At 76.5% G+C, this 15,942-nt stretch carries 13 protein-coding genes and 1 pseudogene; 12 read left to right on the top strand and 2 right to left on the bottom strand.

The features are described from left to right. Positions 1-20 precede the first annotated feature (20 nt). Positions 21-1,214: a hypothetical protein gene (locus IF73_RS0100535; protein WP_031002222.1), complete on the bottom strand. Its 1,194-nt coding sequence runs from the start codon at positions 1,212-1,214 to the stop codon at positions 21-23. Positions 1,215-1,298: 84 nt separating this feature from the next. Here IF73_RS0100535 and IF73_RS0100530 point away from each other — a divergent pair, with 84 nt between their 5' ends. The 11 genes and pseudogenes from IF73_RS0100530 to IF73_RS0100480 all read left to right on the top strand — a co-directional run bounded on the left by IF73_RS0100530 (position 1,299) and on the right by IF73_RS0100480 (position 14,036). Further along, complete coding sequence (locus IF73_RS0100530; RefSeq protein WP_031002221.1) at positions 1,299-2,276, top strand: ABC transporter substrate-binding protein; 978 nt, start codon at positions 1,299-1,301, stop codon at positions 2,274-2,276. Between the two features lie 146 nt (positions 2,277-2,422). After that, entirely contained in the window at positions 2,423-3,550 is a 1,128-nt protein-coding gene (locus IF73_RS0100525; RefSeq protein ID WP_078867896.1) for an iron chelate uptake ABC transporter family permease subunit, read from the top strand. Then, positions 3,547-4,554 (top strand): FecCD family ABC transporter permease, encoded by a 1,008-nt coding sequence (locus tag IF73_RS0100520; RefSeq protein ID WP_031002218.1) that lies wholly within the window; start codon positions 3,547-3,549, stop codon positions 4,552-4,554. Before IF73_RS0100525 ends, IF73_RS0100520 begins: the two co-directional genes overlap by 4 nt. A gap of 22 nt (positions 4,555-4,576) precedes the next feature. Next, positions 4,577-5,408: pseudogene (locus IF73_RS0100515) on the top strand (ABC transporter ATP-binding protein). A 56-nt stretch (positions 5,409-5,464) separates the two neighbouring features. Next, on the top strand, positions 5,465-5,578 hold the full coding sequence (amiA, locus tag IF73_RS42495; RefSeq protein WP_267883556.1) for a streptamidine family RiPP: 114 nt from the start codon (positions 5,465-5,467) through the stop codon (positions 5,576-5,578). A gap of 114 nt (positions 5,579-5,692) precedes the next feature. Beyond that, the gene (locus IF73_RS0100505; protein WP_031002214.1) at positions 5,693-6,547 is read left to right on the top strand and encodes a hypothetical protein; all 855 of its coding nucleotides are present in this window, start codon (positions 5,693-5,695) and stop codon (positions 6,545-6,547) included. Continuing rightward, on the top strand, positions 6,544-8,058 hold the full coding sequence (locus IF73_RS0100500) for a CocE/NonD family hydrolase (protein WP_051716444.1): 1,515 nt from the start codon (positions 6,544-6,546) through the stop codon (positions 8,056-8,058). The genes IF73_RS0100505 and IF73_RS0100500 overlap by 4 nt, the downstream gene beginning before the upstream one ends. Further along, positions 8,055-9,434, top strand: a complete 1,380-nt coding sequence (locus tag IF73_RS0100495; RefSeq protein ID WP_031002210.1) for a YcaO-like family protein — start codon at positions 8,055-8,057, stop codon at positions 9,432-9,434. The genes IF73_RS0100500 and IF73_RS0100495 overlap by 4 nt, the downstream gene beginning before the upstream one ends. Positions 9,435-9,442: 8 nt before the next feature. Continuing rightward, a complete protein-coding gene (locus IF73_RS0100490) occupies positions 9,443-10,555 on the top strand; it encodes a nitroreductase family protein (protein WP_037877965.1) in 1,113 nt (370 codons plus the stop codon). Then, positions 10,552-12,294 (top strand): ABC transporter ATP-binding protein/permease, encoded by a 1,743-nt coding sequence (locus IF73_RS0100485; RefSeq protein ID WP_031002205.1) that lies wholly within the window; start codon positions 10,552-10,554, stop codon positions 12,292-12,294. Before IF73_RS0100490 ends, IF73_RS0100485 begins: the two co-directional genes overlap by 4 nt. Further along, a complete protein-coding gene (locus tag IF73_RS0100480) occupies positions 12,291-14,036 on the top strand; it encodes an ABC transporter ATP-binding protein (RefSeq protein ID WP_031002204.1) in 1,746 nt (581 codons plus the stop codon). The genes IF73_RS0100485 and IF73_RS0100480 overlap by 4 nt, the downstream gene beginning before the upstream one ends. Before the next feature lie 18 nt (positions 14,037-14,054). On the opposite strand, the gene IF73_RS0100475 is transcribed toward IF73_RS0100480, so the two are convergent. Then, entirely contained in the window at positions 14,055-14,915 is an 861-nt protein-coding gene (locus IF73_RS0100475) for a hypothetical protein (protein WP_031002202.1), read from the bottom strand. A 242-nt stretch (positions 14,916-15,157) separates the two neighbouring features. On the opposite strand from IF73_RS0100475, the gene IF73_RS0100470 reads away from it, so the two are divergent. Beyond that, positions 15,158-15,928 carry a hypothetical protein gene (locus tag IF73_RS0100470; RefSeq protein ID WP_031002200.1) on the top strand — a complete coding sequence of 257 codons (771 nt, stop codon included), beginning with the start codon at positions 15,158-15,160 and terminating at the stop codon, positions 15,926-15,928. Positions 15,929-15,942: the final 14 nt, after the last annotated feature.

Below are 15,942 nucleotides of genomic sequence, written 5' to 3'. Positions count from 1 at the left end.
GCGTGACATGCTCGGGGCTGTCAGCGGCCGACGGGGTCGCCGTCCGCGCCGTCGGTGCGGCCGACCAGCGTCATGTGGCCGCCGTGACGCAGCGGTGTGCCCAGTCGCACGCGCGTCGTCTCCTGGCCCGTCCTCGCGTCCACGAGGTGGATCTCGCCGTGGCCGCCACGGGTGACGGCCACGAGGTCGGAGCCCGGTGAGGCGGCGACCGCGCGGCGTTCGACGCCTTCCCAGGGGGTGCCGCCCGCCTTCGGCGCGCCGTCCATCGCGGGCAGGGGGACGCGCCGGAGGGTGTGGTCGGCGTCCAGGAGGACGAGTTCGTCGCCGTCGGGGTGGATCCGGGTGAAGGCGGTGTGGCCGCGGGCCAGGGCCAGCCGGAAGACGAGCCCGGGGCCGAGGTCGGTGAGCGACGTGCGGCCCGTCGTCAGGTCGTGGCGCCACGCCTGGTTCGTCCACTCCTGCCAGTTCAGCGGATCGGGCGAGCCGCCGCGCAGCGTGGTCCACAGGGCCGGCCGGCGGGTGTCGAGGCGGAGGTACCAGCCCCGGGCGGGGGAGTCCCACGGGATCACCGCGCCGGCCCGCAGGGTGTCGCCGTCCCGCCGGGCCGTGTGCACCCCGGCGGCCGTGGCCGCGAACACCCGTCCGGTGCCCGGGTCGTGGGCGTCGCCGTGCCCGTCGTCGGGCAGCGGCAGCAGCGCGTGGGGCGGGGCGACGGGACACCCGGGCGGGGCCGCGAGGAGGTCCGCGAACCGGTGGGCGGCCAGCCCGCCCGGCGTCCTGTGCCGTAGGACGGCGAGCGGTTCGCCGCCGCCCAGGACCGTCACGCCCGGCTCGTCGGCGCGGGTGCGGACGCGGGCGCTCTCACCGGTGGTCAGGTCGACGACCGTCAGCAGGTCCGACCACGGCACGGTGTTCTTGCCCAGGCCGGTCGTCACGGCCAGCCGGCGACCGGTGGGATCGCAGGCCAGGTGCTCCGCCGGCACGCCGACGGGGACCGCGCGTTCCACCAGCTCCTCGCCGAACGGATCCAGTACCAGGAGCTCGCCCCGCCGGTCGTCGACACAGGCCACGCGGCCGCCCGGCAGGGCCAGGAACCCGGCGTGCTCGGAGAGATGGCGACCGGTGAGGCGGGCCGTGACGCTGCCGTCGGGGACGGCCAGCACGTAGACGGATCCGGCCACATGGTCGGAGACGAGGAGCGCGGTATCGGGCAAGGGGTCCTCCAGAGCGGTCTGGTGAAAATGATTATCATGTATGTTCTGTGCGTTCCAGGTTCCCGAGAAGAAATGAAGGCACCCATGCTGAGCGCACCGTCGAGAGCCGTACGCAGCCGGCTCACCGCAGTCGTGCTGGGATCCGTCCTGGTCGGCTGCGGCGCGCCCTCGGAGGCGCCCGCGCAGGGCAAGGCCCGTCCGGTCGCCAAGGCCGAGGTCACCGTCGAACCCATCAAGGCGGCAACGGAGTTGACCGACGTCAACGGCGTCCGGATCGCCCTGGAGAAGAAGCCGGAGCGGATCGTCTGCCTCTTCGCGCTCTGCGACGACATCCTGACCGAGCTCGGCATCGTCCCGGCCGCCACCAACAACGCCCTGCTCTCCCGCCCCCGCTTCCTCGGCGAGGCCGGGGCGAAGAAGGTTCCCGTGGTCCCCGGCGGGTTCATCGCCCCGGAGGTGGAGGCGATCCTCTCCCACAAGCCGGACCTCGTCATCGGCCTGGGGGACACCCACGGCAAGCTCGCCCCGGCGCTGAAGGGCGCCACCACGTTCTGGGCCATGCAGCCCGAGACGTGGGAGGACAGCGTGGGCTACCTGCGCGACACGGCCGCCCTCACCGGCCGTACGGCGGCGGGGGAGAAGGCCGAGAAGGCGTTCCGCGCCAAGCTCGCGGCGGCCGAGAAGACTCCGAGCGACAAGACCGCGCTGATCATCTACGGCAGTGACGAGAACTTCGGCGTGGCCACCCCGGACGGCGACGTGACCGCCAGCCTGTTCCCCCGGTTCGCGGAGTACCCGTGGAAGTCGCGTGGCGTCGAAGGCAGTTACAGCCTGGAGGAGATCCTCGCCCAGGACGTCGACGTCCTGTTCGTCGAGACGATGAGCTTCGGCGGCGCCGACGGCAAGCTGTCGGAGAAGCTGGCGAAGAACCCGCTGTGGGGCAAGATCCCGGCGGTGCGCGACGGCGCGGTCCACGAGGTGGACTCCGAGGTCTGGGCCAAGGGGCGCGGCACCCGCTCGATGGGCATCGTCCTCGACGAGGCCACGGCCGCGCTGCGGTGACCGCCACCCCCTCCACGGGGACCGGCCGCTCCCCGGCGGCCGGCCCCGCCCCGGCGGACGTCACGTCCCAGGAGCCGGCCGGTGCGGCCGGCCGGCTCCCGCGCCCGGGCCGGGGCCGGGCCTGGCAGCCGGTCCTCGTGATCGCGATGCTGAGCGCCGCGTCGGTGTGCGCGCTGTGTCTCGGCACCCCCTTCGTCCCGCCGCACCGGCTGCTCGCTGCGGTCCTGGACGGAGAGTCCACGCTCGCCGGCATCGTCGTCACCGAACTCCGCATCCCACGGCTGGTGTTGGCGATCGCGGCCGGGGCCTGTCTGGGGGCGGCGGGGCTCGTGCTCCAGGAAGCGCTCCGCAACCCCCTGGCGGTCCCCGAGATGCTGGGCGTCTCGTCCGGCGCGGCCCTGGGCGTCGCGGCGCCGCTGGTCCTCGCGGTGTCCCTGCCCGCCGCGGTCCAGCCCCTGACGGCCCTCGGCGGGGCGGTGCTCGGCGGCGGGCTCACCCTGCTCGCCGCCGGGCTGGGGCGCAGCCCCTCCGCCGTGCTCCTCACCGGCGCCGCCGTCGCCGCAGCGCTCCAGGCGGCCCTGCTCGTCCTGATGGTGATGGCCGACCAGCTCGACCTCCAGCTCATCTACCGCTACCTGCTGGGCTCCCTCTCCGCCAGGACCTGGGAGGACGTCGCCGGACTCTGGCCGTGGCTGCTCGTCGCGGCCCCCGCCCTCGTGCTGTGCGCGCCGGTGCTCTCCGTCATGCGGCTGGGCGACGCCGACGCCGAGGCGCTGGGTGTGCGCGCCCAGCGGGCCCGGCTGGCGGCCCTCGCCATCGCCGTCGTGCTGATCGCGCCCGTCACGGCGGTGTGCGGGCCGGTGGCCTGGGTGGGCTTCCTCGCCCCCCACCTGGCCCGGTGGTTCAGCCCCGAGGCCGGGGCGGTGCGGTGGCTCGTGTGGTCCGCCGCGTGGGGAGCCGTGGTCGTGGCCGTCGCCGACGTCCCCGCCCGGCTGGCACTGGCCCCGGTGGAGACACCGGCCGGCGCCTGGACGGCCCTGCTGGGCGTGCCGGCCGGCGTGGCGCTGATGCGGACCCGGCGCCGGAGCCGTACGACGGGGCGCGCTTCCACGGGCGGCGGCGCCGTACGCGTACCGCCGGGTGGACCGCGTACGCCGGATTCCGCCGCGGCGACGGACGGGGCGCCCGAGGGCACGCCCCCACCGAATCCGCCCCCACCCGCCCCGCGCCCGCCGTCCTCCGTGGACACGACCGGATCGGAGGGCCCGCGATGAGCCGGCGCTTCGCGTTGCTCGTGGCCCTGGCCGTCGTGTGCGCCGGGGCGGAACTGGTGGCCGGACGCGGCATGTCCCCGGCCACCGCGTGGGAGGTGCTCGGAGGCGGCGGGGACACGACGGAGCGGCACATCGTCTTCCAGCTGCGGATCCCGCGGATGCTGGTGGCCCTGGGGGCCGGAGCCAGTCTGGCCGTCGCCGGCCTGGTCCTGCAGTCCGCGCTGCGCAACCCCCTCGCCGGTCCCGAGGTGACCGGCGTGACACCGGGCGCGGTCCTCGGCGCGGTCACCGCGACCGCCCTGGGCTTCGCCGGCTGGGACTCGCCCCTGGCCGTGGTCGTCGCCGCCTGCGTGGGCGGATGCGCCGGAGCGCTCCTGCTCTGGCTGCTCGCCGGCCGGACCGGGGGAGACCCCGCCCGCACCGCCGTGCACGGGGTCCTGGTGTCGGCGGTGCTCGGCGGGTTCACCGCCATGGTGCTGCTCGTCGAGCCGGGTGAACTCGGCAGCGTCGTCCAGTGGTTGGTGGGCACCACGGAGGGCCGGGTGTGGGAGCACTGGCGTCTGCTCTGGCCCTGGGCGCTGCTCTGGGGCGCGGCGGCCTGGCTGCTCACGGGGCCGCTGACCCTGCTGCGCTGCGGCGACGACACCGCCCGGGCGGCCGGGCTCTCCGTCCACCGGGCCCGCGCGCTCGCCCTGCTCTGCGCCGTGGCGCTGACGGCGGGCGCCGTGGCCGCCGTCGGGGCGCTCGGCTTCGTGGGCCTCCTCGTGCCGCACCTCGCCGTGGCCGTCTTCGGCGCGGACCTGCGGGCCGGCCTGCCCGGCGCGGCGGTGCTGGGCGCGGCCGTGGTGTGCGGGGCGGACGCCGCGGCGCAGCTGTCCTCGCGGCTGCTGGCCGACACGCTCGGCGCCGGGCGGCTCACGCTCCCGGTCGGCGCGCTCACCGCCTGCCTCGGCGCCGCGCTGCTGCTCGTCGTCGTGCGGCGCGCGCCGGACCGTACGTACTGAAGCCCACGGAGGACAGAACAACATGACCCAGTCCATGGGGATCCACGTCGAAGGCGTCCACTTCGGCTACCCCGCGCGCCCCGTGCTGCGGGGCGTCGACATGACCGTGCGGCCGGGCGAGCTGACCGCGCTCATCGGCCTCAACGGCTGCGGGAAGTCCACGCTGTTGCGGCTGGCGGCCGGCCTGCTGAAGCCGGACCGGGGACGGGTGCGGCTCGGCGATGAGGACCTCGCCGGGCTCTCCCGGCGGGCCACGGCCGCCCGGGTGGCGATCCTGCACCAATCCGCTCCCTCCGTACCCGGCATGACGGTCCGTCATCTCGTGCGGCAGGGGAGGTACGCGGCCCGCGGCCCGCTCGGCATGCTGCGCGAGGGGGACGACCCGGTCGTACGGCGCGCGCTGCGCGACGTCGGCGTGGAGGAATGGGCCGACCGGGACGTCGACGCGCTGTCCGGGGGTGAGCGGCAGCGGGTGCGGCTCGCGATGGCGCTCGCTCAGGACACCCGCGTCCTGCTGCTCGACGAGCCGACGACGTACCTCGATCTGCACCACCAGCTCGACGTGCTGCGGACGGTGGTCCGGCTGCGGGAGGAGCGCGGGCTCACGGTGGTGATGGTGCTGCACGACCTGGCCCACGCGGCCCGGTTCGCCGAGCGGATCGTCGCCCTGCGCGACGGGCGCGTGGTGGCCGACGGAAGCCCGAAGGAGGTCGTCACACCGGGGCTGCTCGCGGACGTGCTGAACGTGGCGGGGCGGGTCGGGAGCGACCCCGAGGGCGGCTGGCCGGTGTGTTACCCAGATCACCCTCTTCCCGGCCCGGAAAGATCTAGAAAATGAAAACCACTTCCATTAGTGTCGTCCACGGCGCTCGACCGAACGCCTCAACTGCCTTACAGAAAAGGTGAGTTCATGAACAACGAGCAGGTCTTCTCCCCGATCGTCGACCCGGGTCAGCTCGCGCACGACTCGGCCTCCCACTCCAACGCCCTCGTCGAGAACCCCTTCGAGGACACCGAGGAGTAAGAGCGGGGGACCTCGTCCCTCGACCGTGGGCCCGCCCGTTGCCGTTCGGGCGGGCCCACGCCCGTTCCACCCCCACACACGCCCCTTCCCCGCCCCCGTCGTCAGGAGATCGCCGTGACCCGCAGCCGGCTCGTCCCCGGAGTCGACGTCGTCGCCGTGCCCAGCCGCGGTCTCGCCGTCCGCACCCCCGCAGGAGAGTTCCTCAGCGTCAGGACCCGCGACGCCGACGAGAGCGCCCTGCTCGCCCGGCTCGCCGGCGCCGCCGCCCCTCCCGAGGACGACGAACTGCGGCGCGTCGTCCAAGCCTTCGAGGACGCCGGCTACCTCGCCGACGACCCGCCGTCCCCCCGGTGGCCCGCGGCCCGGCGCGACATCCTTCTGCTCGGCGCCCCGGCGCTGACCGGCCCGCTCGCCGCACACCTGACCGCCCTCGGCGCCGAACCCCGCACCGCCCCCGCACCGGACGCCGCGGAGATACCGCCCCCGGACCTCGACGCCCTGCTCGACGGGAACCCCGCCGCCGTCGTCTGGTGCCTCGACGGCCCCGTCCCCGACGGACTCTGGGACGCCGCCGACCGGCTCCCCGGCCACGGGATCGCCTGGCTGCGCTGCCACCGCGAGGGCTGGCAGGCGTACGTCGAACCGCTCGCCGCCGGCCCCGGAGACGTCACCGCCGCCCACGTCCGCTCCCGCCGCCTCGCCGCCACCCCCGCCCACCGCGAACTGGCCGCCTACTGGACCGGGCCCCGGACCTCCGGCGCCCCCGTCCGCCTCACCCTCCCCGCCGCCGCCCTGCTCGCCGCCCTCCTCGCCGACGACCTCAGGCGCTGGGCCACCGACGCCCCCGGCACCGCGGGCCTCCCCGCCCGCCGCCGCCTCCGCGCGGTCGACCTGCGCACGCTGACCGTCACCGAGCACCCCGTCCTGCCGGTGCCCCCGGTCGCCCCCGCACCGCGGAGGGACAGGTGACCACCGGAGCCGCCGGGGGCCCGCCCGCCGCGGCCCACACGGTCCGCGTCGACGGCCTCGTCACCGACGTACGCCTCCCTGAAGGCCCCGGCCCCTTCCCGACCGTCCTCATCCGCACCCCCTACGACCGCACCCGCCACTCCGCCGAGGCGCGCGCCTGGGCCCGTCACGGCTTCGCCGCCGTCGTCCAGGACGTCCGGGGCCGGCACGCCTCCCCGGGCCGGTGGCGGCCGTACGCGTGCGAGACCGACGACGGAGCCGCGACCGCCCGATGGATCCGCCGCCGGCCGTGGAGCGACGGGCGGCTCGTCGCCGCCGGAGCCTCCTACGCCGCCCACTGCGCCGTCACCCTCGCCCTCGACGCCCCCGAGGACGCCCGCCCCGACGCCGTCATCGCCGCCGTGCCCGCGCTCGGCGCCGCCGAGACCGCGCGCGAACCCAGCGGCCCGGAACGGCTCCTGGCCCGCGCCGGCTGGTGGGCCGCCCACGGCGACCGGCCGGCCTCCGACGAGTCCGCGCTCACCCGGGCCCTCGCCGAGGACCCCGCCCTCCTCACCCACCTGCCGCTGACCACCCTGCCCCGGCGACTCGGCCGCCCCCTGCCCTCCTGGCCGGGGCTGTGGCAGCGGCACGACCGCGGCCGGCTCACGGCCCGGGCCGCCCACGCCGACGTGCCGCTCCTCGCCGTCGGAGGCCACCACGACCACTTCACCGAGGACATCGTCGCCCTCTGGCGCACCTGGGGCGGCCCCGCCGCGCGACTCCTGCTCGGCCCCTGGGGACACGGGCTCGTCACCGCACCCGGCCCCGACGCCCGCCCCGCCCACCGGCTGAACCTCGGCGACCTGTACGTCCGCTGGGCCCGCCACGCCCTGAGCGGTGCCCTCGCCCCGGGCCGGCACGGCGCCCTCGCCCTCGGCGGCAGCGACCACTGGCTGCCCGCCGACGCGGCCGCGGAGCCCCACGCGCCACGGCTGAGACCCCTGCGCGGCGCCGCCTTCACCGCCGACCCCGACCACCCCGTCCGCTCCGACGACCTCACCGTCCCCACCGGGGGAGTACCCGACCGCCTCCTCCTCGCCACACCCCCGCTGCCGCGCCCCCTCGACGCCGTCGGACCCGTCCGCGTACGCCTGCGCGCCACCGCCGACACCCCCTCCGCCGACTGGGCCGCCCGCCTGGTCGCCCTCACCCCGCACGGGACCGCCGAAAGACTCGCCGTCGGCGTCCTGCGCCGTGAGCAACCCCCGGGCTGTCACGCCGAGTTCACCGTCGAACTCGGCCGGATCGCACGCCGGCTGCCGGCGGGCACACGGCTGCGGCTCGAGATCGCCGGACACCACTTCCCCGCCCACGCCCGCAACCCCCACACCCGGGACGACCCCGTCACCGCCACCCGGCTCCTCGCCTCCCGCCGCGACGTGGACGCCGAGAGCGTGACGCTCACGCTCCCCACCCTGTCCGCCCGTCCCCCCGCCACCACCGATCCCGCCAAGGAGATCCTGCGATGACGACGCTGCCGCTCGAAGCACTCGTCGACCCCGTCTGCGGCCTCGTCCGCAAGGTCAAGCCCGTCGAACACCCCCCGGGCACACCACCCCGCTACACCGCGCTCACCGCCGAGATATCCGACGCCCGCCGCCACGGACTGTGGCCCGCCGACCGGGTCTCCCTCGGCACCACCTTCGGCGACCCCGACCAGGCCCGCGTCGCCGCCATCGCCGAAGGGGTCGAGCGGTACTGCGGCAACCGCGTCCCGCCGCCCGGCCACCCCGACGCCCCGCTGCGCGCCACCGCCGCCGAACTCGCCGACAAGGGACTACGGCTCTACGGCCCCGCAGACCTGCCCGCCTACGCGCCGTGGCAGTACGCCCAGGACACGTTCCCCTACCGGCCCCTCACCCCCGACACCCCCTCCCTCTGGACGCGCGGCACCGAGCACCTGCCCGACGGCGCGACCACCGAGGTCTGGGCGCCCGTCGCCCTCACCCACCTCAACTGGCGCCAGGGCGACCTGCGGGACCTGCCCCGCACCCACCACCTCAACTACGCGGGCATCGCCACCGGCCAGGGACTCGACGACGCCTTCGAGCGCGGCCTCCTGGAGATCGTCGAACGCGACGCCCTGGAACTCTGGTGGCACCTCGACGGCCCGACCCGCGGCATCGACCCCGCCAGCGTGCCCGGCCTCCTGGACGACCTCGCCGGCTCCGCCCTCGACGTCCACCTCGTCGAGATGCCCTCGGAGTTCGCGCCCTGCGTCGGCGCACTCGTCCACGACCCCGCCCTCGGCCTGTACGCCGCCGGCTTCGCCTGCAAGTACGACCCGGCCGAGGCCGCCCGCAAGGCGGTCCTCGAAGCGGTCCACACCTGGGTCTTCACCCAGGGCCTCACCGGCCCCGACGGCTGGGTCTTCCAGGCCGTCGACGTCGGCCTGCTCGCCCGCGGGCTCTATCTGGAACACCGCGCCGACGCCCGCTATCTCGACGCGTGCGGCGACCGGTTCGAGCACGTACGCGACCTGGGCGCCCACGTCCAGGTGTGGCTCGACCCCCGGATGGCGGCCGAGGCCCGGCGGTTCACCGACCCCGCCCTCGGCACCGTACCCGTCGACGCGATCGGCACCGGCAGCCGCGCACGGCTCACACACGCCCTCCACTCCGCCGGCCACCGCGTCATGACCTTCGACCTGACCACCGAGGACGTTGCCGAGACCTCGCTGCGCGTCGCCCGGGTCCTCGTCTCCGGACTGCTCCCCAACGCCCCCGCCGCCTTCGGCTACTTCGGCTGCCCCCGGCTCGCCGAGACGGCCGTCCGGCGCGGCTGGCGCACCACCGCGCCGAGCGCCCCGGAGGACTTCACCCTCGCGCCCCCGCCGCACATGTGAGGACCGCCGTGAACCACCCCGACCCGGACGACCTCCCCACCGCGCTCGCCCTCGCCCGCTCCGCCGGCCGCCCCGGCCCCGACACCCCGGCGGGCACCCCCGTCCCGGCCTGGCCGGGACGGCCGCTCGCCCTCCCGGAAGCCGGCCCCGCCGCACTCGACCTGGACGCCCTCCTGAAACTGTCCCTGGCCGCCGCGGACGGCTCCGGACGCCTGCGGCCCGCCTCCTCGGCCGGAGCGCTCCACCCGGTGGACACCGTGCTGGTCGCGGGAGACGGCTGCTCCCTGCCGCCCGGGCGGTACGGCTACGACCCGCTGCGCCACCGCGTCCACCGCCTCGGCGGGCCGCCCGGCGGCACGCCGCCGGGCGCGACCGCCGAACTCTCCGTCACCGCACAGCGCACCGCCTCCCACTACGCCCACCGCGCCTGGCCGCTCCTGCTCCTCGACACCGGGCACGCCGCCGCCGCGCTGTACCTCGCGGCCCGGGCACTGGGCGCCGAGCCGACGCCGAGCCTGGACCGACCCGGCGCCCAAGGGACCCCACTGGCCGCCGTCCACGTGCCCCCACCGGCCGGCCCCGCAGCCCCGCCGTCGTCGGCGCCCGCCCCCGCCGAACTCCTGGCCCGCCGCAGCGACCCGCCGCCCCTGCCCGGCACCCCGCCCGCCGACGCGCTCCTGGCGGTCCTCTCGACCGCCGCACGGGCGGGCGGCGACGAACTGCGCTGGTGTGCGGCCGTGGGCGGCCCCCGGCCCGGCCTCCTCGAACCCGCCCCCGACGGCACCGGCCTGCGCCTGGCCGCCGCCGGAGAGGCCCGCCCCACCCTCGCGGCCTGGGCGGCGGGCCAGGCATGGATCGCCGGCGCGGGCGCCGTGCTGCTCGCCCACGGCTGCCCCACCGACGCCGACGCGCCGCACATCCGCCGTACCCACCTGCGCGCCGGCTTCGCCGTCCACCTGGCCCACCTCACCGCCAGGCGACACGGCCTGGCCGCCCGGCCCGTCGGTTCCTGGCAGCAGGCGGACCTCGGCGCCGCGCTCGGCGCACCGCCCGGCCGGGACTGGATCGTCCACGCACTGGCCCTCGGCACCCGCCACGCCGACGAGGAGAACACCCCATGACCGTCGTCCACCCCGAGCTGCGCCGCGCTGCCCGCACCGCCCGCCGCCCCCTGCTCGCCGCCACCCTGCTGCAGGGCGCCGTCACCCTCACCCACCTGGCGCAGGCCGTCCTGCTGGCCCTCGCCCTCGCCGACCTCGCGCGCGGACGGACCGAACGGCTGCCGTGGCTCCTCGCCGCCGTCCTCGCCGTCGTGGCCGCGCGCGCCGCCGTCGCCACCCGCCAGCGGCGCACCGCGACCCGCGCCGGGGCCGAGGTCAGGGTGGCGCTGCGCGACCAGCTCCTCGCCCGACTCGGCAGGCTGGGGCCCGCGTACCTCACGACCGCCCGCGCCGGAGCCGTCCGCACCACCCTCGTCGACGGCGTGGAGGGAGTCGACGCGTACGTCTCCCGCTATCTGCCCCAGCTCCTGATCACCCTCACCGTCCCGCCGCTCCTCCTCGCCGTCACGGCCGCCGTGGAACCGACGGCCCTGCTCGGCCTCGTCCCCGCCCTGCTCCTCGCCCTCCTCGCCCCCCGGGCGTGGGACCGCCTCCTCGCCGCCCGCGGCAAGGAGCACTGGGACACGTACGAACGGCTGGGCGCCGACTACCTGGAGGCCCTGCAGGGCATGCCCGCCCTGCGTGCCGCCGGCGCCGTCGGCCGGACCCGCGCCCGCCTGGAGGAGCGCTCGGCGGCCCTCCACCGCTCCACCGTCGCCCAGCTCCGCGTCTCCCTGGTCACCACCGGCATCACCGACCTCGCCGTCCAGGGCGGCACGGCAGCCGCCGCCCTCCTCGCCTGCTGGTCCGCCGCCGGCGGCTCCACCACGCCGACCGGCACGTACCTCGTGCTGCTCCTGGCCTCCGAATGCTTCCGGCCGGTCCGCGACCTCGCCCGCGAATGGCACGCCGGATACCTGGGGGCGTCCGCCGCCGACGGGATCGCGGCCCTGCGCACCGCCGAACCCGCCGTCCACGACACCGGAACCGCCCCCGCCGACTGGCCCGAGGCCCCCGAACTCCGCTTCGATCACGTCGGGTTCACCTACGACGGCGCCTCGGCGCCCGCCGTGGACGGCGTCACCTTCACCGCACCGGCAGGGCGCACCACCGCGATCGTCGGCCCCTCCGGCGCCGGCAAGTCCACCCTCCTCGCCCTGCTCCTGCGCCACCACGACCCGCAGGCGGGCCGCATCACCCTCGACGGGCTCCCCACCACCGCGTACACCCTGGACGCCCTGCGGAAGGGCGTCGCGGTGGTGTCCCAGACCACCTACCTCTTCCACGCCACCATCGCCGACAACCTGCGCCTGGCCCGGCCGGACGCCACGGACGACGACCTCACGGCGGCGGCCCGCGCCGCCGGCGTCCACGACGAGATCACCGCCCTCCCCGACGGTTACGCCACCGTCCTCGGCGAACGCGGCGCCACCCTGTCGGGCGGCCAGCGCCAGCGCCTCGCCCTCGCCCGGGCCCTCCTCGCCGACGCCAGGGTCCTCGTCCTCGACGAGGCCACCAGCGCGGTCGACGAACGCCGCGAGGCCGACATCGTCCACGAGCTGACGAAGGCCGCGGGCGACCGCACCGTCCTGGTCATCGCCCACCGGCTCGCCGCCGTCCGCCACGCCGACCACATCGTCGTCCTCGACGCCGGACGCGTCGACGCCACCGGCGACCACACCCACCTGGTCGAGGCCGGCGGCGTCTACGCCCGACTCGTCGCCGCCGGCCACACCCACCCGGAAGACCTCGCCGCATGAACACCACGACCCACCCCGCCGCCCCGAGCGCACCCGACCGGGGCGCCCTGCGCGCCCTGCTCCCCGCCCTCGCCGAACACCGCGCCATGACGGCCCGCACCTGCGCCACCGCCCTCCTCGAACAGGGCTCGCTCGTCGCCCTCCTGACCCTCGCGGCCCACACGGTCGGCACGGCCGTCATCGAGGACGTCGCCCCCTCGGCCGGCACCGTCGCCGCCCTCGCCGCGCTCGTCCTCCTCCGCACCCTCATGACCTGGCGCGAGATGGACCTCTCCCACGACCTCGCCTACCGGGTCCTCGCCGCCCTCCGCGTCCGCGTCTTCGACGGCCTCGCCCGCAGCGCGCCCGCCCGGGTCGCCGGCCGGCGCAGCGGCGACCTCGCCGCCACCGCGATGGCCGACGTGGAGGCGCTGGAGTTCTTCTACGCCCACACCACCGCCCAACTCCTCGCGGCCGGCACGGTCCTCACCGGCGGCGCGGCGGTCCTCGCCACCGTGGAACCCTGGCTGCTCGCCGCCGTCCTCCCGGCCGCGGCCCTGCTCACCGCGGCACCCTTCGCCCAGGCGCGCGGCCGCGCGGCACACGGCGCCCGCACCCGCGCCGCCCTCGCCACGCTCTCGGCCGACACCGTGGAGACCGTCGACGGACTCCGCGAACTGCTCGCCTTCGGCACCCTCCCCGCCAGGCGCCGCCGACTGGCCGCCCACGGGCGGACGTTGGGCGACACCCAGCGTGCGGAGGCGGCCTCGGAAGCCGTCGCCGCCGCGATCCGCGACCTCCTCATCGTGACGGCCGTCCTCGGCGTCGTGGCCACGGCCGGCCACTCCGTGACCTCCGGGCGGCTGCACGGCGCCTGGGCCCCGGCCGCGATGGCCCTCGCCCTGGCCGTCCTGGGCCCGGTCGCGGAAGCGGCCCGCTCCCTGAGCCAGGCCGTGTCCCTGCGCGCCGCCGCCGCCCGCGTCGGCGCCGCCGTCAGGGCCCCCGCCCTCGCCCCGCCGCCCGCCGCCCCCCGCGCGCTGCCCCCGGGCCCGCTCGGCATCCGGCTGCACGGGGTGCGCTTCGACTACGGAGGCGCCGCCGTCCTCGACGGCGTCGACCTCACCGTCCCCGCCGGGCAGACCCTCGCCCTGGTCGGAGCCTCCGGCGCCGGCAAGTCCACCTGCGCCCACCTCCTGGCCCGCTTCTGGGACCCGTCCGAAGGACAGGCCCAGCTCCTCCCCGCGACAGGCGACCCCGTCGACCTGCGCGAGGTGGACGACACCGAACTCCGCCGCGCGGTCGCCCTGGTGGGCCAGGAGACACCCCTCTTCCACGGCACCCTCGCCGAGAACCTGCGGCTCACCGCCCCCGACGCCGACGACGACCTCCTCGCCGAGACCGCCCGCCGCTGCGGCGTCGACCGCATCGCCCCGATGGACACCGTCATCGGCGAACGCGGCGCCACCCTCTCCGGCGGCCAGCGGGCCCGCATCGCCCTCGCCCGCGCCCTCCTGGCCCAGCCGCGCGTCCTGATCCTGGACGAGTCCACCGCCCACCTCGACAACACGAGCGACGCCGAGCTCGCCACCGCGCTCCACCACCCCGACCGCACCACCGTCGTCATCGCCCACCGCCGCACCACCATCCGCCGCGCCGACCGCATCGCCGTCCTCGAAGCCGGCCGCGTCACGGAGGAAGGCACCTGGGAGGAGCTCACCGCCCGCCCCGACAGCGCCCTCAACCGCAGCCTCGCCCCACGCTGACCTCGCGCAGGGACGGACCTACGGCCCGCCGCGGTTCGCGGCGCGGCGGGCGAGGACGTCGTCCAGGCCCGCGCGTTCGGCCCGCAGGCCCTGGAGGAAGGCGGCGAGCGAAGGCCCGCGCCGGGCCCAGCCGGACATCGCCGTGATCGCCTCGTCGAGCGCGGTCGCCGACTCCTCGATCCGGTCCGAGACGCACAGCAGCCGGCTCACCAGTTGCAGCGCGCGGGCGAACTCCACCACCTCGGTCGGCCCCTCGTCCGCGTGCCGGCGGAGCGTCTCGGCGGCCCGCCTGCCGACGACGATCGCCTGCGTCGTCTCGAGGGCGACCAGGGGCCACTGCCCCGCGATCCGCGCCGCGGCGTAGACGTCGGCCGCGCTCGCGAGCGGGAAGACGTCGAGCCGGGCCCGGGCCTGCTCGGTACGCGGCCCGCCGCTGCGCGCCACCGCGGACTCCCCGGCCGCCAGCAGCCGCGGCACGTCGCCGGGCCGCCCGTACGCGGAGCAGGCGGCGGTGAGCACCCCCAGATAGCCCACCACCTCACCCGTCAGTTCGTCGGCCTGAGCCGCGTCACCCAGGCCCCGCATGGCCAGCAGCATGGTGCACGTCTCCCAGCAGCGGCGGGCCGGGCCCTCCGCCTCGTCCCCCCGTCCCGAGAGCAGCAGCGCGGACGTCTCGCGCCACAGCGCCCGGGCGAGCCGCCGCCGGTTCGCCAGGTCGTCGACGGCCCGCACGAGCTCGGCGGCCGCCGCGGCGGCGTCCCGGGCGGCCGCCAGGGCCTCGGGCGACTCGGGCCGGGTGAGTGCCAGGTGGTCGGCGCGGCTTCGCAGGCCGTCGGAGACCGCGTACGGATCGGGAGTGCTGCGTTTCCACCAGCGCATGGCACGCTCCTGTCGGCAAGGGCTCGACACCTCGTATGCTGCGAGGATTGTTGAACGATTCTCGGATGTGCGCAAGGTTGCGGTGAGATCGAAGTCGTTAGCCAACCGCTGTGCCCCGCAACGGACTTGAACACCGAAGCGCCCACAGGAACCACTCGCCCCGTCCACCCGTCATCCCCAGGGGGAGCGGGACCCGCCTCTCCCCTCCGCTCGTCACCACCGACCGACGCCCGAGGAGATCCATGGCCGACACCGTCCCCTCACTGATCACCCGTGCGCACGACGTGCTGGTCGAGCTGCTGACCCAGGGCCCCACCCCGTCGGTCACCACGGGCCTCCACGACCTCGTCGCGCGCGCCGCGACGCTCGGCCCCGACGGCGCCTGGCTCGCCATCCCGGGCCACACGAACCTCAGCGCGGTGGCCCTCGCGTACGGGCGGACGGACCAGGCCCTCCACCACCTCGACGCCGCCGTGTCCGCCGGTTTCAGCGACTGCGTCGGGCTCCACGCCGCCCCCATGCGGCCGCTGCACCACGAACCCCGCTTCCACGCCCTCTACCAGCGGATACGGGTCACCCAGGCCGACCTCGACGAGTTCTTCTGGCTGCACCAGGAGATGCACACCATGGCGAGAGAGGCCCAGGATGCGAGCGTCGACAACATCGGCCGCCTCGACACCGGGGTGTCGCTCCTCCCGCAGGCCCCCCTGCCGACCCGCGAACCGGACACCCCCGGCGTCCTCGGCACCCGTATCGAACTCGCCGCGCTCCAGACCGCCCTCCGACAGGCCGCCGTGAAGGCGGAGTTCGAGCGCAGCGCCGGCAACACCAGCCTCAGCCTCATCGACGACACATGGGACTACACCCGCGCCCGGCAGGACGCCTGGTACGCGGACGGCCTGGACTCCCGCCGGCAGAGGGCCGCCGAGGCACGGGCCTTCGTCGAACGCCCCGGCGCCGGCACCACCCTCCTGCCCTGCCCGCCCCTGGGCTCGCTCGTCTACCCGGCCTGAGCGGAGCCGTCACC

The organism is Streptomyces sp. NRRL F-5727 (genome assembly GCF_000719555.1).
Taxonomy (GTDB): domain Bacteria; phylum Actinomycetota; class Actinomycetes; order Streptomycetales; family Streptomycetaceae; genus Streptomyces.
This window is presented reverse-complemented; position numbering and strand designations above follow the sequence as displayed.